Origin of the sequence: Limnohabitans sp. (assembly GCF_017848645.1) — a bacterium.
Classification (GTDB): Bacteria; Pseudomonadota; Gammaproteobacteria; order Burkholderiales; family Burkholderiaceae_C; genus Limnohabitans_A.
Map to the genome: position 1 here is coordinate 1 of NZ_JAFEIF010000029.1, position 21518 is coordinate 21518.

16 protein-coding genes are annotated in these 21518 nt (G+C 61.0%); 8 read left to right on the forward strand and 8 right to left on the reverse strand.

The features are described 5' to 3' along the window. From QZ190_RS07145 to yajC, 4 genes are all read right to left on the reverse strand, one after another. Window positions 1-6960, reverse strand: a 6960-nt coding sequence (locus QZ190_RS07145) for a YDG domain-containing protein (RefSeq protein ID WP_291915087.1), incomplete at its 3' end; no start/stop codon positions are given. A 336-nt stretch (window positions 6961-7296) separates the two neighbouring features. Further along, the gene (secF, locus tag QZ190_RS07150) at window positions 7297-8247 is read right to left on the reverse strand and encodes a protein translocase subunit SecF (protein ID WP_291915088.1); all 951 of its coding nucleotides are present in this window, start codon (window positions 8245-8247) and stop codon (window positions 7297-7299) included. 12 nt (window positions 8248-8259) lie between these two features. Then, a complete protein-coding gene (secD, locus tag QZ190_RS07155) occupies window positions 8260-10140 on the reverse strand; it encodes a protein translocase subunit SecD (protein WP_291915089.1) in 1881 nt (626 codons plus the stop codon). Between the two features lie 70 nt (window positions 10141-10210). Beyond that, window positions 10211-10543 (reverse strand): preprotein translocase subunit YajC, encoded by a 333-nt coding sequence (yajC, locus tag QZ190_RS07160; RefSeq protein WP_291915090.1) that lies wholly within the window; start codon window positions 10541-10543, stop codon window positions 10211-10213. Between the two features lie 186 nt (window positions 10544-10729). Here yajC and nthA point away from each other — a divergent pair, with 186 nt between their 5' ends. From nthA to QZ190_RS07180, 4 genes are read left to right on the forward strand one after another with little or no spacing between them, the layout of a single operon-like run. Beyond that, window positions 10730-11395, forward strand: a complete 666-nt coding sequence (gene nthA, locus QZ190_RS07165) for a nitrile hydratase subunit alpha (RefSeq protein WP_291915091.1) — start codon at window positions 10730-10732, stop codon at window positions 11393-11395. Next, on the forward strand, window positions 11392-12081 hold the full coding sequence (nthB, locus tag QZ190_RS07170; RefSeq protein ID WP_291915092.1) for a nitrile hydratase subunit beta: 690 nt from the start codon (window positions 11392-11394) through the stop codon (window positions 12079-12081). Before nthA ends, nthB begins: the two co-directional genes overlap by 4 nt. Further along, a complete protein-coding gene (locus tag QZ190_RS07175; RefSeq protein ID WP_291915093.1) occupies window positions 12078-12455 on the forward strand; it encodes a nitrile hydratase accessory protein in 378 nt (125 codons plus the stop codon). The genes nthB and QZ190_RS07175 overlap by 4 nt, the downstream gene beginning before the upstream one ends. A 32-nt stretch (window positions 12456-12487) precedes the next feature. Further along, the gene (locus QZ190_RS07180) at window positions 12488-13345 is read left to right on the forward strand and encodes a DMT family transporter (protein WP_291915108.1); all 858 of its coding nucleotides are present in this window, start codon (window positions 12488-12490) and stop codon (window positions 13343-13345) included. Here the strand turns inward: QZ190_RS07180 and QZ190_RS07185 are convergent. The 3 genes from QZ190_RS07185 to QZ190_RS07195 all read right to left on the reverse strand — a co-directional run bounded on the left by QZ190_RS07185 (window position 13306) and on the right by QZ190_RS07195 (window position 16868). Further along, on the reverse strand, window positions 13306-14268 hold the full coding sequence (locus QZ190_RS07185) for a hydrogen peroxide-inducible genes activator (protein WP_291915094.1): 963 nt from the start codon (window positions 14266-14268) through the stop codon (window positions 13306-13308). The two genes, QZ190_RS07180 and QZ190_RS07185, sit on opposite strands and share 40 nt — an antisense overlap. Window positions 14269-14284: 16 nt before the next feature. Beyond that, on the reverse strand, window positions 14285-16354 hold the full coding sequence (gene recG, locus QZ190_RS07190) for an ATP-dependent DNA helicase RecG (RefSeq protein WP_291915095.1): 2070 nt from the start codon (window positions 16352-16354) through the stop codon (window positions 14285-14287). A gap of 106 nt (window positions 16355-16460) precedes the next feature. Beyond that, a complete protein-coding gene (locus QZ190_RS07195; RefSeq protein ID WP_291915096.1) occupies window positions 16461-16868 on the reverse strand; it encodes a hypothetical protein in 408 nt (135 codons plus the stop codon). Between the two features lie 192 nt (window positions 16869-17060). Here QZ190_RS07195 and QZ190_RS07200 point away from each other — a divergent pair, with 192 nt between their 5' ends. The 3 genes from QZ190_RS07200 (at window position 17061) to QZ190_RS07210 (ending at window position 19655) form a co-directional block, all read left to right on the forward strand. Continuing rightward, window positions 17061-18182: an S-(hydroxymethyl)glutathione dehydrogenase/class III alcohol dehydrogenase gene (locus tag QZ190_RS07200; RefSeq protein ID WP_291915097.1), complete on the forward strand. Its 1122-nt coding sequence runs from the start codon at window positions 17061-17063 to the stop codon at window positions 18180-18182. Then, window positions 18179-19006: an S-formylglutathione hydrolase gene (gene fghA / locus QZ190_RS07205; RefSeq protein ID WP_291915098.1), complete on the forward strand. Its 828-nt coding sequence runs from the start codon at window positions 18179-18181 to the stop codon at window positions 19004-19006. The genes QZ190_RS07200 and fghA overlap by 4 nt, the downstream gene beginning before the upstream one ends. A 235-nt stretch (window positions 19007-19241) precedes the next feature. Further along, complete coding sequence (locus QZ190_RS07210) at window positions 19242-19655, forward strand: helix-turn-helix domain-containing protein (RefSeq protein WP_291915099.1); 414 nt, start codon at window positions 19242-19244, stop codon at window positions 19653-19655. A 130-nt stretch (window positions 19656-19785) separates the two neighbouring features. Here the strand turns inward: QZ190_RS07210 and QZ190_RS07215 are convergent, their stop codons facing one another. Next, complete coding sequence (locus tag QZ190_RS07215; RefSeq protein WP_291915100.1) at window positions 19786-20478, reverse strand: DUF3427 domain-containing protein; 693 nt, start codon at window positions 20476-20478, stop codon at window positions 19786-19788. A 264-nt stretch (window positions 20479-20742) separates the two neighbouring features. Between QZ190_RS07215 and QZ190_RS07220 the strand changes: the two genes are divergently transcribed. Next, window positions 20743-21492 (forward strand): macro domain-containing protein, encoded by a 750-nt coding sequence (locus QZ190_RS07220; protein ID WP_291915101.1) that lies wholly within the window; start codon window positions 20743-20745, stop codon window positions 21490-21492. The last annotated feature ends 26 nt before the right edge of the window (window positions 21493-21518 follow it).

Here is a 21518-nt window from a genome sequence, read left to right on the forward strand (position 1 = left end):
CGCACTGCCCAGCACGTAGTTGGCCTGGTCAGCGCCTTGCAGGGCCAGGCCGCTCAGGGTGAAGCCCTGATTACCTGCGTTTTTGTCGGTGAAGCTGCCTGCGCCGTAGCTCACCCCGATCGCGTCACCTTCCAAAGCCCCAGAGGGTGTGAGCACCACACCCGACAAGCTGGCTGTGCCGTCATACTCTTTTTGGACGGCATTGGCACTGAGTGTCAATGCTTTTGGGCTGACCTTGAGCAGGCCAGAATTGATGGCAACGCCGTTGAAATTGACTGTGCCCGTGGTGCGCAGGTCGCTGTGTTCAAAACTGTATGAACCCACGTTCAAGTAACCACCACCCGAGACCTTGCCTGTGGTGTTGACCACCGTGTTGAAGCTGACCGATGAGTTGCTGACATCGGTGGCCGTCCAGCGGCTGTTTTGTTGGCTCATGCTCAGGTTGGCGATGTTGGCACCATTGCAATCGTTGGCCACCAAGCAGTATTGCGCCTGAACCTGTGTGGCCGCAGTGCCTGCAAGCGCGGCTGTCAGCGTGCCATAGGTGACCTCCTTGCCGCCCACATGGATGAGCAGATGATCGGCAGGCACCACGGTCAAATCGCCTTTTTGCACGATCACGGCATAGTTGTCCGGGGTCGGGGTCACGCTCAACCCATAAACAGCACTGTAACTGCCCGAGACCGGATTGGCAGCACCTTGGTAACTGCGCGTCAATGTGCCCAATACGGCGTCTGCTGTTTCTCCATTTTTGAGTTGTCCCTCGAGAGCAAAGCCAGGGTCCACGGCCGTGTTGGGGTCTTGTGTCACAAACATGCTGGTGTTACCAAGCTTGATGGTCAACGGGGCGCGGGTGATCGTGCCAACCTGGCCTGCGGCTGAGTTGGGCAAGGTGTAGTTGGACAAAAGCGTGTTCTGCAAAGGTGTCAGGTCAGTGGCCTGTAGCGTGGTGCTCACAGTGCCCTGGCCCTGGTTGCCAGCCACCGTTGCACTGGCATAGGTGGCCGTTGTTCGCGAGACCGTGGCGCCTTCATCCGCATGGGCCCAGCCCGTGAGGCTGAAGTTATTCGGTGCCACTTGGGCAGCCACTGTCCCATCGTATTCTTTGCTCACGTTGCCGATCAAACTTGCTGTCAGGGCTTTGGGCGTGATCTTGGCTGAACCCGCAGCGCTGGTGTTTTGCAACACGTAATTGCCTGCGTGTGTGCCGCTCAGGCTCAGGCCCGAGACCGTCGCCGTTTGGTTCACCACTTGGCCGCTCGGATCACGGGCCACGTTCTTGTCGGCAAAGTTGGCCGCTGTGTGCAAGATGCTGACGGTGTCGCCACCCAAGATGTCGGAACTGGTTTTGGCGCTGACAGTGGCAGCCGTGCCAGCGTCGTAGACCTTGTCCCCCACGCTGACCGAGACGGTCAGGGCTTTGGCTGAGATGGTGGCCAAGTCTGTGGCCGTGGTGCTTGTGAGGCTGTAGTTCCCCGCATCGGCTCCGGTCAGGCTCAGACCCGAGACGGTAGCCGTTTTTTCCATCACGTTGCCATTGGCATCACGGGCTACGTTTTTGTCAGCAAAGTTGGCCGCTGCGAACCCGATGCTGACCGCATCGCCACTGAAGATGTTATTGCTGGTTTTTGCGCTGACTGTGGCGGAAGTGCCGCCGTCGTACACCTTGTCCGCCACGCTCACCGCAACGGTCAGGGCCTTGGGCGTGATCTTGGCGGAGGTGACTGTTTCGCTGGCGATGCTGTAATTGCCCGCATCGGCACCTCTCAGGCTCAGACCGGAGACGGTGACAGATTGGCCAATGATGCTGCCGCTTGCATCGCGAGCCACGTTCTTGTCGGCAAAATTGGCAGACGAGTGCGCGATGTTGACCGTGTCGTTGCCGATGATGTCAGCGGAGTTGATGCTGTTCACAGTGGCCAGCAAGGTGGCGTCATAGGCTTTGTCTGCGGCCGTGGCGCTCACCGTCAAGGCTTTGGGCGTCACGTTCACGCTGGAGCCCGTGATGGACATGGCGTTGTAGTTGTCGGCCAGACCATTGTTGGCACTGGTGCCCAGTGCCAAACCTGTCACGCTGCTCAGGGACTGGTTGGCCTGCACGTTTTTGTTGGCCAGGTTACTGGCATCGCCTGAACCCGTGACCGAAAAGGTCTGCCCGGCAACGCCAGTGGCAATGAGGTGCTGGCCTGAAAAGGTGGTGCCTGCGTCGTAGACGCGGGTGCCTGAGAGGGTCAGGTTGGCTTTGCCGATCGTCAGGCCACGGTTGATGTAGGCGATGCTGTAGTTGCTCAGCAAAGTGCCGCCGGTGCCCGCAACCAGCAGGTTGTCGGCATAGGCCGTGGTGCTGGCGTTGGTGCCCGTGCCGTAGCCGCTGATGGTGAAGCTGTCATTGCCTTGAATGCCGTCGATGGTGGCGCCCGAGTTGGTTTGGGCAGCGCCGTTGTAGGTGACGGTGTTGTTCGCACCGGTCACGGTCAGGCTGCGGGGTGTCACGCTCACCGAGCTGCTGGCCGTGGTCCAGTTGTAGTTGCTGGCCAAGGCACCGCTCACCCCCACCAGGCTCAAGGTGCCCAGGCTTTGCAGGGTTTGAGCACTTTGAACATTGGGGTTGGCCAGCGTGCCCGAGCCGGTGGCGGTGAAGGTCTCACCGTTGACACCCGCAATGCTGGTGAAGCTGCTGCCCGCGAAGGTGGTGGCAGCGTCATAGACCTTGGTGCCCGTGGCGCTCAAGTTGGCCTTGTTCACCGTCAGTGCGCCGTTGTTGTACGACAGGCTGTAACCCAAAGCCGTGACCACAGCGCTGCCACTGCTGCTTCCGCTGATGTCGTAGGTGCCTGCATTGACGGCACCTTGGGCGTTACCGCTGTAAACAGCGGAGCCCAGCAATGCAACGGTGTCATTGCCGACCAGGCCTGTCGCTGTGAAGCCGTTGCCACCGGTGTACGCATTTCCATCGTAGGTCTTGGCTGCATTGCTAAAGCTCACGGACAAGCTGCGATTTTCGCGGTAGATGGCGTAGATGCCACTGCCCAGTGCGGTGGTGTAACCCACAGGAAAGCGTTCATCACTGTTGAAGCGGTTGTGGCCTTCCACGATGCCCAAGCCGGTGCTGCCCGCCACCGAGCCGGTGAACAAAGTGGCGCGACCGCTGCCGCCCACGCTCACGCCCCCGCTGCCCGTGAAGCTGATGTCGCCACCTGTGGCGGTGCCGGCGTTGGTGGACTTGCCTGCATTCAAAACCAGCGCATTGTCCGTGGCGTTGTTGGTGCTGACTGCCTGGGAGACGGTCAGGTCGGCGTTGGACTCGACCTTGATGGTGCCCGTGGCCGACAGACCGGCGGTGTTCACCGTGCCCAGTGTCAGCGCGTTGGTGTCGAAGTATTCGACGCTCTTGACGTTGCCCGCCAGGGTTTGCACATCGTTGCCGCTGTTGGCCAGCACCACGCTCGCGTTGCTGCCCAGCAATTCCAGGCCATTGGCCTTGATGGCAGCTGTTTGGGTCACGGTGCTGCTGGCCCCTGTGGCGTTCAAACTCAGGTTTTTGGTGGCTGCGGCATCGCCAACGGTCAATGCCGCATTGACCGCGATGTTGCCCCCCGTTTGCAAGCGGATGTCGCCCGTTGTTGCAGCGGTCGTCACAGCACCAGCCACTGTGACGGGCCCAGCGCTGGCGGTATCACCCAACACCAACTGTCCTGAGTTGATGCGGTTGAGTTCGGCTTGATCAAGCCCCAGCTTTTGACTGGCCAGTGTGGCGCTCAGCGTGTCAGCGGCACCCACCACGATTTCGTTGCCGTTGCGGGTTTTGATGTTCACTGTGCCGGTGGCACCTGCATCCACCACAGTGGCAGCACCCTCCAAGGTCAAGGCGTTGGCATGGATGTGGATGGTTTTGCTGTCAGCCACTTTCAGGCTGCCATTCAAACCGCCACTGCTGGTGATGACGACAGCACGATTGCCTGCTGTTTCAGTTTGGCCGGTGATGGTGAGGATCTCGCCAGCCTCCATCTTGGCAATCGATCGGACACCATCGCCCGCTGTCGATGCGCCCAGGATGTTCAGGTTGCCGGTGGCTTGGATATCGCGGTTGTCAGCGAAGTTGATGCCGTGATTAATTCTGGACTTGCCAGAGCCTGCCGTGATTGCGCCTGATGTTGCATCGATGCTGCCGCCGTTCGATAACGCTGCGCCTTGGGTGCCACCGGTGCCTGTGACTGCGTTGCCTGCGCCAATGGCCATGCCTGCGCCGGTGTTGTCGATGGTGATGTTTTGACCCACCAGTTTGGTTTCGGTGCTGCCAGCAGGAACTGGAACCTTAGTGGATGTCGCCCCCACCTCAATAGCACTGTTGTTAAAGACAATGCTGCCTTGATTTGCCTGGATCAAGATATTGCCCGCCACGCCACCCGTGTTCACCGATTGCAAACTCGTGTTACCTGTGATGGGTTCGTTGATGAGCCCTGCGTCCGTGTTAGTCCCGCGCTCCGACAGAAATAGGATAGCTGTGGCTGCGGAGTTGTTTGTTTCCCCCTGCAAGGTGATGTTGCCCTTGGCCACTGCTTGCAAACCTGCGTTGATGTACAAGGCGTTGGCGGTGTTGTTGACTGAGGCACGGTTGTTGCCACGAATCGTGATGTCGCTGTCTGCTTTCACGCTGACGGCTTGCGAGCCCCAACCGCTTTTTGAGAACAACACGCCTGAGCCTGTGCCTGGGCCTGTCACAGTGCCCTCGATGGTGATGTTGCCCTTGGCTTCGAGTTTGGGGGCTTCAGGAAAACGGCCAATGTCCACGCCTTTACCAAATTGATTTGATGCCGTGGTTGTTGCCAGGCCCACGATATCGATATTAGCGTCGATGGCCAGCGTTTTGAGAGTGCTGTTACCGATAATGGAGACACCCGCAGTGGTACTTTGGCCACGAATTTTCAAGTCACCAGTGTCGGCGGTGATAGTTCCCGCACGCATGGAAAATGAGGAAAAAGCTTCCATTGCCCCCAGCGTCACATCGCCTCTGGTGAGCACTGTGGTGTTGTCACCGGATGCGCTGAAACGCAAACCCAGTCCAGTTTGGGAGTTCGAACCCTTGACTACCAAGGCCCCACCATTCAGTGCCTCAAATACAACATTGGTGCCGTTGATGTTGGTGCCTGCGGTGACGCCTGTGATAGTGGCTTTGGAGGTTCCGTTGATGAAGCTGTTGCTTGTACCCGTGGTCGTGAAAGACGCACCACCGTTGATTTGCACACCATGAGATCCTGAGGCCGATCCGTTGGCTGCACCTTGAATTTCAAAAGACGCAGCTTTGATTTTTGCGGATGCGTTGAATGTGATGCCTCGCGAGCTTCCATCGGTGTTGTTGTTGGTGCCATCGAGTTTGAGCGTGCCGTTGGTTTCGATGGCTCTGCTGACTTGAATGCCTTTGCTGAGAGTTGCCGTGAATGCGTTGGCATTGCCACCCGGAATGCCCTTAGACAACATGTCAATGTTGACAAGACTTGTTCCCGTGGCCGTGATGGCGTTGTCAACAAAAATGCCGTTGTCGGCAATCAACTTAAGTGTGGCATCAGAACCGCTGTTGTTGCTGAACGCCAAGGCTGAGTTCACCGCAATATTGCCCTCACCCGCGCCTGCGGTGCCAGAGTTTGCAGTGGTCCTTAGGGTGACGCTGGTGCCTGCGTTGATGGCGGTTTGAATGGTGCTCGCTAATACTTGGCTGGTCGTTGACCCACTGGTGTCTTCGATCACTGTGGGGTCACCGTTGATCACTTCGGCTGGTGTGCCTGTGATGCTGACCACGATTTGGATATTGGTTGGGTCCAGCAACCACTCAGCCGCCTTGACGCGTGTGCCGGTGGTGGTCAGGTGGTCACCCGATGTCTCCACAAAGCCGCGTTGGCTCTCCAGCCTGGCTCCGCTGACGTCGGTGGTACGGGCCAGCACGCCGGTTTCTTCGTCACGGCCAATGTAAATGTCACCACCGGCTGTGCCGTTGGTGCTGTTGGCCGTGATGCTGCCGTCCACCTTGATCTGCCCGCCATCGGCCAGCAGATGCACCGCGCCCGCTTGCGCGCCGCTGGTGTCGATGTGGCCCGAGTGCAAAACGCTGGCCACCGCCTGGCCCAGCGCTGCGGCCTGCATGTAGACCTGCCCGCCCTCGGCCACGATCACGCCGCCTTTTTGGTTGGCCACCGAGGCGTTGATGCTCGCAGGCGTCAGCTCCAGCTTGATCTTGCCCGTGCGCCCAATCGGCACGGTCACCGTCTCTGCCGCGCCCAGCGCCACGCTGCCCTGAGGCGCGATGATCTGGCCCTCGTTGCTCACGCGTGCGCCCAGCAAGGCCACATAGCCGCCCGGGGCCACGTTGATGCGGCCTTTGTTGACCACCTCGCCCGTGCTGCCCTCGCGCGTGTAGCGGCCATTGCCCGCCATGAAGTCGGCGTCCGAGATGTTGAGGGTGGAGGCGGTGAAGGCGCTGGCGCTCACGCTGCCGTCGCTGCCCACCACAATGCCCTTGGGGTTGACCAGGACCACCTGGCCATTGGCCTGCAGCTGGCCCAGGATCTGGGTCGGGTTGTCAGACAGCACGCGGTTGAGCAGCACCGACTGGCTGCTGGGCTGGGCAATGTTGACCTTGGCGTTGGCACCGATGTCAAAGCTGTCCCAGTTGACCACTGCCTTGCTGGTGCTTTGGGTGATGGCCATCTGCTGGCCCGACTGGCTGATGGTGACCTGGCCTTGCGAGACCCGTCCGCCTTGGGGCAGGGTTTGCGACCAGGCCAGGCTGACCGCTGCAAAGCCCAGAGAAATCACGCCGAGAAAACGCAGACCCGAGCCCAGTGACCCAGCGCCAGAGGCAGCACCCGCACCCTGGCCTTTGGACTGGCTCGTGGCGTGTTCGCCCACGGCCACCAAGGCACCCAGGCGTTTGGAAAAGACGGTTTTGTAGCAAAGAGCGTTCATGGCAGAAAACAGGCGGTGAATCAGCTCAAGCGAAACAAGGAATATGTTTTCTATTGATTCAGCTGGTTTATTTGCCAAATTTTCCGTTTGCCAATGGCTTTTGACATTACCCAATTGGGGTACTCGGCCATTGTTTTGATGATTTTTTAGTTAAAAATACATTAAATTACAAATCTATGAATGTGGAATCAAATGCGCAGCGCCAAGCCTGCCGCCGCAGGCGGCCAGACTCCGTCATGCCCGCCGTCACACAACAAAAAAGGGCCACCAACCATAGGTTGGGGCCCTTGAGACTGCACCGCCCGTGAGGCGGTGAATGTGTTGACTGGCGTGTTCTTAGACCACCGCGCCCGAGTTTTCGTCGTTCGGATCGTTGTCTTTCTTGATCGGCTTGATCAAGTCTTCGCGCTGCAAGCCCAGCCACATGGCAATGGCGGCGGCCACGAAGACCGACGAGTAAATGCCAAAGCAAATGCCAATCGTCAGCGCCATGGCGAAGTAGTGCAGGGTTTCGCCACCGAACAACAGCATCGACAACACCATGATCTGGGTTGAGCCATGCGTGATGATGGTGCGGCTGATGGTGGAGGTGATCGCGTTGTCAATCACTTCGACCGTGTTCATCTTGCGGTAACGGCGGAAGTTCTCGCGGATACGGTCAAAAATCACCACCGATTCGTTGACCGAGTAACCCAGCACCGCCAGCACCGCCGCCAGCACCGCCAATGAGAATTCCCACTGGAAGAAGGCAAAAAAGCCCAGGATGATGATCACGTCGTGCAAGTTGGCGATGATGGCCGAGACGGCGAACTTCCACTCGAAGCGAATGGCCAGGTAAATCATGATGCCAATCACCACAAAGCCCAGCGCCTTGAGGCCGTCTTCGGCCAGCTCGTCACCCACCTGCGGGCCCACAAACTCGGTGCGGCGCAGCGTGACATCGGGGTCATTGGCTTTGAGGGCCATCAAAACTTTTTCGCTTTGCTGGGCCGAGCTCACGCCTTTTTGCGCGGGCAAGCGGATCATGACGTCACGTGCCGTACCGAAGTTTTGCACCTGCACCTCGGAAAAGCCGAGCGTGGCCACCGTGCCGCGCACCTTTTGCAGGTCTGCAGGCTGGCTGTAGCTCACCTCCATCAAGGTGCCGCCGGTGAACTCCACCGACAGGTGCAGGCCACGGCTGAACAGGAAGAAGACCGCCAGAGCGAAAGTGACAAAGGACACCGCGTTGAGCACCAGCGCGTGGCGCATGAACGGGATGTCTTTTCTGATTTTGAACAATTCCATGGTCTTTTCCCCTTAGTCGGCTTTCACCGCAGTGCCGCCTTCAGGCCGCCACACCGTGCCGATCGACACCGATTTGAGTTTTTTCTTGCCGCCGTACCACAGGTTGACCAAGCCACGCGAGAAGAACACCGCCGAGAACATGCTCGTCAAAATGCCGATGCAGTGCACCACCGCAAAACCACGCACCGGACCAGAGCCAAAGGCCAGCAAGGCCACACCGGCAATCAGGGTGGTGATGTTGGAGTCAAAAATCGTGGCCCAAGCGCGGTCGTAACCGGCGTGGATGGCCGCCTGGGGGCTTGCGCCATTGCGCAGCTCTTCACGCACGCGCTCGTTGATCAGCACGTTCGAGTCGATCGCCATGCCCAACGCCAGCGCCATCGCGGCCATGCCGGGCAAGGTCAAGGTGGCCTGCAGCATCGACAAGATGGCCACCAAGAACAGCAGGTTCACACCCAACGCGATGCCGGAGAACAGCCCGAACATGGCGTAATAAATGACCATGAAGGCCACGATCACCAGGAAACCCCAGGTCACGCTGTTGAAGCCCTTGGCGATGTTCTCAGCGCCCAGGCTTGGGCCGATGGTGCGCTCTTCGATGATCTCCATGGGCGCGGCCAGCGAGCCCGCACGCAGCAGCAGCGCGGTGTCGTTGGCTTCGGCCGTGGTCATGCGGCCGGAAATCTGCACACGGCCGCCACCGATTTCGGCGCGGATCACAGGGGCCGTCACCACTTCGCCCTTGCCCTTTTCGAACAAGATGATGGCCATGCGCTTGCCCACGTTGTCGCGCGTCACGTCCTTGAAAATGCGGGCGCCCTTGGCGTCCAGCGTCAGGTTGACCACGGGTTCCTGCGTCTGGCCGTCAAAGCCGGGCTGGGCGTCGGTCAGGTTGTCGCCCGTGAGCACCACTTGCTTCTTGACGATCAAGGGGCGGCCGTCGCGCTCCAAGTAACGCTCAGCACCAAACGGGACAATGCCGCCTGCTTGCTCGGCGGCACGCGCCTCGGTGCTTTCGTCCACCATGCGCACTTCCAGCGTGGCGGTGCGGCCCAGAATGTCCTTGGCTTTGGCCGTGTCCTGCACGCCGGGCAGTTGCACCACGATGCGGTCCAGACCCTGCTGCTGGATCACCGGCTCGGCCACGCCCAGCTCGTTGATCCGGTTGTGCAGTGTGGTGATGTTTTGCTTCAAGGCCTGCTCTTGCACCTTGCGTGCGGCTTCAGGCTTGATGCTCACCACCAGGCGCAACTCAGCGCCATCGGTCACTTCACGCGATTGCAGATCGGCAAACTGGTCCGTGATCAGGCGCTTGGCAGCTTCTTGTTGCTGCGCGTCACGCAAGCGGATTTCGATGCTTTGGCCATTGCGGGCAATGCCGCCGTGGCGAAGGTCTTTCTCGCGCATCATGCTGCGCAAGTCCCCGGTCAGCGATTCGATCCGCTGGGTCAGCGCGGCCTGCATGTCGACCTGCAGCATGAAGTGAACACCACCGCGCAAATCCAGACCCAGGTACATGGGCGAGGCATGCAAGGCGGTCAGCCAGTCGGGGGAGCGCGAGACCAGGTTCAGCGCGACCACGAATTGGGGGTCGGCCGCGTCCGGAATCAAGGCTTTCTGAATCGCGTCCTTGGCCTTGAGCTGCTGGTCGGTGTTCTCAAACCGGGCACGGATCGACGTGCCTTCGAGCACCACGCTTTGGGGTGTGGCGCCTGCTGACTTGAGCGCGTCTTCAACCTTTTGCAGGGTGGAGGTGTCTACCTTGATGGTGGCCTTGGCTGAAGACACTTGTACGGCCGGGGCCTCACCAAAGAAATTGGGGAGGGTGTAGATCACCCCCAGCAACAATGTGATCACGAGGATCACGTACTTCCAGACCGGATAACGGTTCATAAAGACTCGCGAACAGGATATTAAAAAGGGGCCTCTCAAGCCAAGGCCCCAAGGACAAAGCCCGGAAGAATTACTTCATCGTGCCTTTGGGCAAGACTTGAATCACAGCGCTGCGCTGCATTTGCACTTCCACGCCCGTGGCCAGCTCGACGCCCACGTAGGCGTCACCCAGCTTGCTCACTTTGCCCACAAAGCCGCCAGCGGTCACGACTTCGTCGCCCTTGGCCAGGGCGTCGATCATGGCGCGGTGCTCTTTTTGCTTTTTCATCTGGGGGCGGATCATCACGAAATACAGCACCACAAACATCAGCAGCAGCGGCAGCATGCTCATCAGGGTGGATTGCATGTCGCCACCAGCGGCAGCAGCAGGGGCGGTTTGGGCAAAAGCAGAAGAAATGAACATGGAAACTCCACTGAAGGTCAAATTCGGGTTGTGCGGATGACGCTTGGGCGTCCTGCGGGCGAAGCCGCCATTGTATGCGGCGCTATGATCGTCCCCAAAAGCCCCGGCCACACGGGGTCAGACCCTCAAATTGGCCCCCAAGTGGGGCATGCAGGGCCACCCCAGACACCCCGACAGGAGACCGCCATGTCAGCTGACCACCCTCATGCCCCTCCCCACAATCATGACCATGCCCATGACCACGCGCACAGCACCCTGGGCGAGATGGACCTGCGCGTGCGCGCCCTGGAAACCCTGCTGACACAAAAAGGCTACCTCGACCCCGCCGCCGTGGACCGGATCATCGAAACCTATGAAGTGCATGTGGGCCCGCACAACGGCGCCAAAGTGGTGGCCCGCGCTTGGGCCGACCCCACTTTCAGAGACTGGCTGCTCAACGACGCCACTGCCGCCATCGCCTCGATGGACTACACAGGCCGCCAGGGCGAGCACATGGTGGCCGTGCCCAACACCCCCGACACGCACAACATGGTGGTCTGCACCCTGTGCAGCTGCTACCCCTGGCCCGTGCTGGGCCTGCCCCCGGTTTGGTACAAAAGCGCGGCTTACCGCTCGCGCGCCGTGATCGAGCCGCGTGCCGTGCTGGCCGATTTCGGCGTCACCCTGCCGCCGGGCCAAAACATCCGGGTCTGGGACTCCACCGCCGAAGTGCGCTACCTGGTGCTGCCCGAGCGCCCCGCAGGCACCGAGGGCTGGAGCCAGGAGCAACTGGCCACCTTGGTCACCCGCGACGCCATGATTGGCACCGGTTTGGCCCTGAACCCCCAAGACATTGCCAAGGAGGCCCCATGAACGGCGTGCACGACATGGGTGGCCTGCAAGGCTACGGCCCGGTTCTCATCGAAGCCAACGAGCCGCTGTTTCATGGCGAGTGGGAGCGCCGCGCCTTGGGCGTGACGGTGGCCATGGGTGCCAGCGGCCTGTGGAACATCGACCTGGCCCGCTCGGCCCGCGAATCTTTGCCCCCGCTGGACTATGTGCAAGGCCCTTACTACGCCATCTGGACCAAGGCCCTGCAAAACATGCTGATCGAGCGCGGCCTGATCACCGCCGAAGAGCTGGCCCAAGGCCAGCCCCTCACGCCCCCGGTGGCCGGTGTTCGCGTGCTCCAAGCAGCCCAGGTGGACGCAGCCTTGGCCAAAGGCAGCCCGGCCGACCGCCCCAGCACCCAAGCGCCACGCTTTGCCGTGGGCCAACGCGTGCGCGCCCTGAATCTGAACCCGCAAGGCCACACCCGGCTGCCCCGTTATGTGCGTGGCCATGTGGGCACCGTGGTGCTGCACCACGGCAGCCACGTTTTGCCCGACAAACATGTGAACCAGATGCTGCCGCCTTTTGACGGCACGGCCGAACACCTCTACACCGTGGTGTTTGACGGCACCGAACTGTGGGGCCCGCAAGCCGAAGCCGGGCACCAAGTGAGCGTGGACGCTTGGGAGTCTTATTTAGAACCTGCATCAGAGGCAGCACCTGAATGACCACCACCCTGAACGATCTGGCCCAAGCCTGTGGCGACGGCTTTCCCATGCCCCCCACGGCCAACAACGGGGCGGTGTTTGAAGAACCCTGGCAGGCCCACGCCTTCGCCATGACCTTGCAGCTGCACGAAAAAGGCGTCTTTTCGTGGCCGCAGTGGGCCGATGCCCTGACCCGCGAAATCCGCGCTGGCCAAACACGGGGCGAAGCCGATGACGGCAGCCTCTACTACACCCACTGGCTCAACGCGCTGGAGCAGCTCGTCATCGAGCGCCACCTGGGCACACCCGATGAAATCCACGACCTGGAACACGCCTGGGCCGACGCTGCCGAGCGCACCCCGCACGGCCAGCCTATTGTGTTGAACGCTGAATAAAGAGGCCTTGTTTGAATCTTCGTTTGTGGGCCATGCTGGCCTTGATGGGCAGTTTGTTGTCCCTGGCATTCGGCACCTCGTTTGCCAAGAGTTTGTTCCCGGCCTTGGGGGCCGAGGGCACCACCGCTTACCGCATCGTGTTTGCCATGCTCATGCTCATGGCCGTGTTCAGGCCCTGGCGCAGAAAGTGGGTGTGGGCCGATGCGCTGCCGCTGGGCCTGTACGGCATCACGCTGGGTGTGATGAACCTGCTGTTTTACAGCTCGATCAAGACCATCCCCTTCGGCGTGGCGATCGCCATCGAGTTCACCGGGCCGCTGGCCGTGGCCGTCTGGACCTCCAAAAAAGCCAGCGACTGGCTGTGGGTCACGCTGGCCATCGTGGGCTTGGCCTTGCTGCTGCCCCTGCCCGGGGGCGATGCAGCCACGGCGCTCGACCCGATGGGCATGTTCTTCGCCTTCACGGCGGGCATTTGCTGGGCGCTGTACATTGTGTTTGGCCAGCGCGTGGCCCTGCGCTACGGTGCCATGGCCACGCCCATGGGCATGCTCGCTGCCGCCTTGGTGGTGGCCCCCATTGGCGTGTGGCATGCGGGCAGCGCCTTGCTCAATCCGCAATGGCTGCTGGCCGGGCTGGCAGTGGCTTTGTTGTCCAGCGCGATCCCCTACGCGCTCGAGATGTTCTCGCTCAACCACTTGCCCAAAAACACCTTCAGCATCCTGCTCAGCCTGGAGCCCGCCGTGGGCGCCTTGGCCGGGTGGCTGGTGCTGGCCGAACACCTGACGCCTGCGCAAGGCCTGGCCATTGCGCTGGTCATGGCCGCATCCATGGGCACGGCCTGGTCGGCCGGTCAGGACAAGCGCGTCACGCCCGGCAGCGGGCAGGCATAAATGGCGTTGCGCATGGCGGCAATTGCCTCGTAGCGCGTGTAGCTGCGCCGCCAGGCCAGCACCACGCGGCGGGTCGGGGGCTTGCCGCCGGCCGGGTCCACGATGGGCAGGTAGCGCACGGGCGCATCGTGCCGCCCGCCCGAGCGCTTGATCACAGGCTTGAGTTCGGGCACCGACATGCGCGGCACCAGCGTCACGCCCATGCCTGCGGCCACCATGTGCTTGATGGTCTCGAGTGACGAGCCCTCAAAGGTCTTGCGGATGCCGTCGGTTTGGCTGGCGTAGCGGGCAAACTCCGGACACACCTCCAGCACATGGTCGCGAAAGCAATGGCCCGTGCCCAGCAGCAGCATGGTTTCGTTCTTTAATTGCTCGGGCGTGATGAACGCCTCTTTGGCCAGCGGGTGGTTCAGCGGCAGGGCGGCCATGAAGGTCTCGTCGTACAAAGGCGCCACCGCCAGGCCCGACTCTGGAAAAGGCTCGGCCAGGATGGCGCAGTCGATCTCGCCCGTGCGCAGCATCTCCAGCAGGCGCACGGTGAAGTTTTCTTGCAGCATCAGCGGCATCTGCGGCAGGTCGGTGATGATCTGGCGCACCAGATCGGGCAGCAAGTACGGCCCGATGGTGTAGATCACGCCCAGCCGCATGGTGCCGGCCAGCGGGTCTTTGCCGCGCTTGGCAATTTCCTTGATCTCGGCGGCTTGCTCCAGCACGCTTTGCGCCTGGCGCACGATCTCCTCGCCCAGCGTGGTGACCGAGACCTCGCTGGCGCTGCGCTCAAACAGCTTGACCTCCAGCTCTTCTTCCAGCTTTTTGATGGCCAGCGACAGCGTGGGTTGCGACACAAAGCAGGCCTCGGCCGCTTTGCCAAAGTGCTTTTCGCGGGCCACGGCCACGATGTATTTGAGTTCGGTCAGGGTCATGTGGGCTATTTGAACATCAAGCTTTGAGGTATTCGGATTTTCCGCCCAACCAGCGGCCAATGTGCCGCTCGGCCAGCTGCGGGTGCTGGTCCAGCATGGGTGGCGCCAGGGCTCGCGCCCAGTCCAGCAAATGGCTGTCGGTCTCCAGATCGGCAAAACGCAGCAAAGGCGCGCCCGATTGGCGCGCCCCCAAAAACTCGCCCGGCCCGCGAATCTCCAAATCGCGCCGGGCAATCTCGAAACCGTCGTTCGTCTCCACCATGGCGCGCAGGCGCTCGCGGGCGGTTTCGCTCAGGCGTCCGCCCTCGGGCGTACCGTACAGCAGCACACAGGCCGACGCCGCGGCTCCGCGCCCCACCCGGCCGCGCAGCTGGTGCAGCTGACTCAGGCCAAAGCGCTCGGCATGCTCGATCACCATGAGCGACGCATTGGGCACGTCCACCCCCACCTCGATCACCGTGGTGCTGACCAGCACACCCATCACGCCTGCGGTGAAGAGCTCCATCACCGCCTTTTTCTCGGCCACGGGCATGCGCGAGTGCAGCAGGCCCACCATCACGCCCGGCAGCGCTTCGCTCAGGTCGGCATGGGTTTGGGTGGCGTTGGTCAGGTCCAGCGCTTCGCTTTCTTCAATGAGCGGGCACACCCAATACACCTGCCGCCCCTGCTGAATCTGCGCCCCAATGCGCTCGACCACCTCGTGGCGGCGGTGGTCCGACACCACCCGGGTCACGATGGGCGTGCGCCCGGGCGGCAGCTCGTCAATCACCGACACATCCAGGTCCGCGTAATAGCTCATGGCCAGCGTGCGCGGAATGGGCGTGGCCGTCATCATCAGCATGTGCGGCTCCATGCCGGGGGCTTGCATCTTGCCGCGCAGGGCCAGGCGTTGGGCCACACCAAAGCGGTGCTGCTCGTCGATCACGGCCAGCGCCAGGTTTTTGAACTTGACGTGCTCCTGAATCACCGCGTGTGTGCCCACCACCAGCGCGGCCTCGCCCGATTCGATCAGCGCCAGCATGACGGCGCGTTCTTTCTTCTTCTGGCTGCCAATCAGCCAGGCCACTTTCACGCCCAGCGGCTCCAGCCAGCCCACCAATTTTGCAAAGTGCTGGGTGGCCAAAATCTCGGTCGGCGCCATCAGCGCGCATTGCCAGCCCGCGTCAATCGCCACCATGGCCGCCAGCGCCGCCACCACCGTCTTGCCCGCGCCCACATCGCCTTGCAGCAGGCGGTGCATGGGCACGTTGCGGGCAAGGTCTTGTGCAATTTCGCGCCCCACCCGCTGCTGGGCATTCGTCAGGCCAAAGGGCAGGGCGGCCAGCAACTGGCCGGGCAAACCCTGGCCCTTGAGCTTGAGCGCCGGGGCGCGCAGCAAATCGCGCTCGCGCTTGGCCGTCAGTTGCGACAGCTGCTGCGCCAGCAACTCCTCGCATTTGAGGCGCACCCAGGCCGGGTGGCTGCGGTCTTCCAAAGCGGCCAGCGACACATCGGGCGTGGGGTGGTGCAAAAACTGCAGCGCATCGCGCAGCGACCAGGCCCCACGCGGGTCCGGCCAGGGCACACCCGGGGGCAAGGTCTCGCTCAGGTCGGCATGGTTCAGCCCGGTGATCACGGCGCGGCGCAAATAGGCTTGGGCCAGCCCGGCCACGGTGGAATACACCGGGGTCAGGGCCTCCGCCAGGTTGCCGCCCGCTGCCTTGAAAGTGGGGTGCATCATGGTCAGCCCCATGAAGCCGCCCTTGACCTCGCCCCGCGCGCGTATGCGGTTGCCCACCGCCAGCGCCTTTTGGTGCGAGGGGTAGAAGCTGAAAAACCGCATCACGCAGGTGTCCGAGCCGTCGTCCACCGTCACGAGCAGCTGGCGGCGCGGGCGCTGCGTGATCTCGCAGGCCGTCACGGTGGCCTCTATTTGTGCGGTATCGCCCTCGCGCACATCGCGCAGCTTGACGATGCGGGTCTCGTCCTCGTAGCGCAGCGGCAGGTGCAGCGCCAAATCGATGTCGCGCTTGAGCCCCAGCTTGATCAGCGCCTTTTGGGGGGCGCTGAGCGTCTTGGCGGCAGGCGAGTGGGCAATGTCTGGCATGGCCTGATTGTGCCGTGTGTGACCCGGCTTGCCACCTGCTGCAAGGCCTGCGCTGGCGCGGGGGCCCGGGATGCAGGTAACCACTCACATGCCGATTCGGGGGGGCTCAGGGTTTGACTTGACGCGCCAAAGTCAGCGCCGTGACCACATCGCGCACGGTCTTTTTGTCCGCCATGGGCAAAGCCATGTAGCGGGCCAGCAACTCCTTGTCCACCATGTTCAAGGTGTTATCAGACACTGAGCGCTCACTGACTTCGTGGGTGGACGTGTTGGGGCCAAAGCGCAACTCGTCCGGGCTGACCTGCAACCACTCGGCCAGCACGCGCAGCTTGTCCTGGGTTGGGATCGCTTTGCCCAGCAACCAATTGCGCGCGGTGTGGGGCGTGATGCTGCGCCCCCAATACCGAAGGTTGAATTCATTGGCCACCACGGTCGGCGAGGTGCGCACACCACTGTCCTCCAGGGACTGGCGCAGCCGGGCAGCAAACAATTGGGTTTCTGTTGGAAGTGTCACCCCCAGAAAGTAATCCGGTAAAGCGTCAACAATGTAAATATAAATCAAAAATTTTGTTAAAAATACTTTCTATTTGCATAAGCGTTGGGTGCTTGTGCCGGTTTTGACGATTGAGCGAGCTTGTAAGGCTGGGCAAGGGCGAGGAAATCGAACGATCACAATACTGTCAATTCACACCCCCCAGGAGCCTTCATGAAATCCCGTGCAGCCGTCGCCTTTGCAGCAGGTCAGCCTTTGCAAATCGTCGAGATCGACGTCTCGCCCCCGCGCAAGGGCGAGGTGCTGGTCAAGATCACGCACACCGGCATCTGCCACACCGACGCCTTCACGCTCTCGGGCGAAGACCCCGAAGGGCTGTTTCCGGTTGTGCTGGGCCACGAGGGCGCGGGCATTGTGGTCGAGGTGGGCGAGGGCGTCACCAGCGTCCAGCCTGGCGACCACGTCATTCCGCTCTACACCGCCGAGTGCGGTGAGTGCTTGTTTTGCAAGTCGGGCAAAACCAACCTGTGCGTGGCCGTGCGTGCCACGCAGGGCAAAGGCGTCATGCCCGACGGCACCACGCGCTTTTCTTACCAAGGTCAGCCCCTGTACCACTACATGGGCTGCTCCACCTTCAGCGAATACACCGTCGTGGCCGAGGTCTCGCTGGCCAAAATCCGGCCCGACGCCAACCCCGAGCAAGTGTGCCTGCTGGGCTGCGGCGTGACCACCGGGCTGGGCGCGGTCAAAAACACGGCCAAGGTGCAAGAAGGTGACACGGTGGCCGTGTTCGGCCTGGGCGGCATTGGCCTGGCCGTGGTGCAAGGCGCCAAGCTGGCCAAAGCCGGGCGCATCATCGCCATCGACACCAACCCGAGCAAGTTCGATCTGGCACGCACCTTTGGCGCGACCGACTGCGTCAACCCCAAAGACCACGACAAGCCCATTCAGCAAGTCATCGTCGACATGACCGGCTGGGGCGTGGACCACAGCTTTGAATGCATCGGCAACACCCAGGTCATGCGCGCCGCGCTGGAGTGCGCGCACCGCGGCTGGGGCCAGTCGGTCATCATCGGCGTGGCCGGTGCGGGCCAGGAAATCTCCACCCGTCCGTTCCAATTGGTCACAGGCCGCCGCTGGATGGGCACCGCCTTTGGCGGTGTCAAAGGCCGCAGTGAAGTACCCGGCATGGTGGACGACGCCATGGCCGGACGCATCGCGCTGGCCCCGTTTGTCACCCACACCATGGGGCTGAGCGGCATCAACCACGCGTTTGACTTGATGCACCAAGGCGAGTCCATCCGCTCGGTGGTGCACTTTGAAGGCGGCGAATGAAACGCATCGAACAACACGTCAGCTTTGGCGGCATGCAAGAAGTCTGGGCACATGCGTCCAGCACGCTGGGTTGTGAGATGCGCGTGGCCGTGTACCTGCCCGAGGCAGCGCTGCGCGGCGAGAAGTGCCCGGTGCTGTACTGGCTATCGGGCCTGACCTGCACAGAACAAAACTTCATCACCAAAGCCGGTGCACAGGCACACGCGGCGCGACATGGCGTGATCGTGGTCGCGCCCGACACCAGCCCACGCGGCGAAGCCGTGGCCAACGACGATGCCTACGACCTGGGCCAAGGCGCGGGCTTTTACGTCAACGCCACCCAAGCCCCTTGGGCCACGCACTACCGCATGCAAGACTATGTGGCCAACGAGTTGCCCAACTGGATCGAGCAACACTTTGCCGCCAGCGATTCACGCGGCATCTTTGGCCACTCCATGGGCGGGCATGGCGCATTGGTCACGGCGCTGCGCCACCCGGGCCGCTACCGCAGCGTGTCGGCGTTTGCACCCATCGTGGCGCCATCGCAAGTCCCATGGGGCCAAAAGGCCTTGGGCGCCTACCTGGGCGCAGACCCCCAGGCTTGGCGTGCATGGGATGCCACAGAACTGGTGGCCACTGCGGGCCAGGAAAAGCTGCACCTGTTGGTGGACCAAGGCGACGCCGACGAGTTTTTGGCGCAACTGTGCCCCGAACGGCTGCAAGCCGCCTGCGAGGCAGCGGGCCACCCGCTGACCCTGCGCATGCAGCCGGGCTATGACCACAGCTATTACTTCATCGCCACGTTCTTGGGCGATCACTTTGATCACCACGCGAAATATTGGTAGGCCCGTAGGGCGGCCATTACGGCAGCGTGTGATTTAACTGGCGCGGCGTGAGTGGAATATCAATATTTGATCGATCCTGAATCTCATGTCGTCAAAACCCTGTTTTGGCGACATGACAGGGGTGACGTGTACTCGCCAAGAACATGAAGGCCTCCTCATGGTTTTCAGCGGCACGGCATGCCACCAAGGGGCTGGCCGTTTTGGGCGGGGTTGCCAAGCCTTTACGATCAACGTCATGAATGCAGCCATCAACGTGAAGCACCTGCTCCTCATTTGGGAGCAGTTCCGTGCCGCAACTGACATCACCCCCATCCGGGATGAAGCGCACTACGCGCGCATGACCGAGATGCTCCAAGCCCTGCTGGATGAAACCCAAGGCGAAGAAAAGCATCCCGCGATGGGCTTGGTCGACATCGTGGGCGATTTGATCGAGGACTATGAAGCCAAGCATCAACCTCTGCCCGAAGTCGCGGGTGTGCAAGCTCTGAAATTCTTGATGGAACAACACGGACTGAAGCAAAGCGACCTCTACGAGATCGGCAGTCAAGGCGTGGTGTCCGAAATCCTGACGGGCAAGCGCGAACTCAACATTCGCCAAGTGCGCGCGCTCAGCGAACGGTTTGGCGTTTCTGCCGCGACCTTTGTGTAAGGGGCGTGGAACTCGGGCAATGCCGCGCTATGAAGGCCAAAGGAAACCTTCGGACGCTGTAGACGACACCCACATGCAGGGCCAGCGATGCACCCGTCAATCCGCCCCGCTTTGCAGCCCAAACACAATGCTAATTGCCCTGCTGCCCTGCTGCCCTGCTGCCCTGGTGCGACTGGTAGCGCACCCGGCCGTGGTACGTGAAGGGTGCGGCCTTGCCGACGGCCAGCTTGGTGTCGCGCACAAAGAGGTGGATGTCGATGCCTAAAGCGGCGTGGCGGATGATTTCGTCGCCGCGTTTGCTGGTCGGGTCGGTGGCGTTCTGGCTTTGCCAGTGAAAGTGCGTGTCATCGATCCAGTGGTCCATGTACTTGTGCTCGTCAGCCCGGCCTTGTTTGTTGAGCGTGACCAGCAGGATGTGCGCCTTCTTTTGGGCCAGCACCACATGGCCGACATTCCAATTGCCGGGGTTGTAGGCCTCGTCAAACAGCGCCGGAATGTCTTCGCGCATGAAAGACTCACCGAGCGCCAGATCCAGTGGATCGATGATGTTGCGCAGGCGAGCGAGCGTGCGCATGTCGTCGGTGGCCGTCAGGTCTTCGTAGTCCGGGTTGTTGGCTTTCAGAATGTATTGGCCATCGCGGCCCTTGGTGACCACCCGCAGCAGGTATTGGTTGTCGCCGCTGTCGTCTTGCCGCTCGATGGCCACCACGTTGCCCGTGATCGAGCCTGCACGACTGGGCGTGATCAACTCCAGCAGCAAATAGTCACCGTCCAACACCGGGTTTTTGCCACCGTTCATCGAGTTGCCAGAGGGGGGCACCATCTGAAAAGGGCTGTACGTTCGTACATGGCGGCAAGCCCAAGTCTTGAGCTTCCAACCCGGCAGGATGCAGTCCGTGGCAAATCCATTCAATTCCAAAAAATGGACTCAATTGGGGAGCAATTAGCAGTAACAGGATGGGTAAGACGGATTTAAATGTTTCAAATATTCACCGACGCTTGAGTCATGAAGACGAGTTTTCATGAAAACAAAGTTAGTATTTGAACAATAAGAAGTCAAAATTTAATAAATGCGAAGGGGAGTCACTTGTCATTCATTGACGACAATTTTCTGTTGATGGTCGCTGAAGACATTGTGAGCACTGACCTCACAAGTCTGTCGGGTGTGGATGTGGTGGTGACCTCTGTCAACAATCGCCTACGGCATGGTTCTGGTGTCGCTCGGACCGTTAGCCAACTGGCAGGGCCAGCCTACGACAAAGCATGCGACCGCCTTTTGCGCGCCCGTGATCAAGTGCCCTTGACACTGGGCACTGCACACCTGATGACAGCAGGTAACTTGGCACCCCAAGGTGTCAAATACATCGTCAATGCCTGTGCCATGGGTTACACCCCACAAAAGCAAGTCATACCTGCAACGTTCAGAACGCTGACCGGGGCCATCATGGCCAGCCTAGATGAGGCAAACAACGCGGGCTGTGAAAGCATTCTGATCCCACTTATGTGCGCTACCTCTGGCGGGTTGTCGGCAGTTGACGCGGCCAAGTGGACGGTGGAAACGATTTACAAGTGGGCGGCGTACAACCCAGGAGGAAGCCTCAAGCGGGTGTTCTTCAATGGCTACGACTTCAGAGCCGATCAACACCATTGCTACGAGCAAGTGTGGCGGGATGCAATGGACTTGCGCATGAAACCACGCCAAGCCAAGCGTTACCTTGAATTGTTGCAAGTCGCGAGGGATGAGTTGTTGAGGGTTGACTACTTCATGCCATTCACGGTCAATGGCCTAGTTATCGGCAACATAGATGAAGCGCTGCATGCTGGTGGATATAGTTGAAGTGGCTGGCAATGAAGTTGTGATTC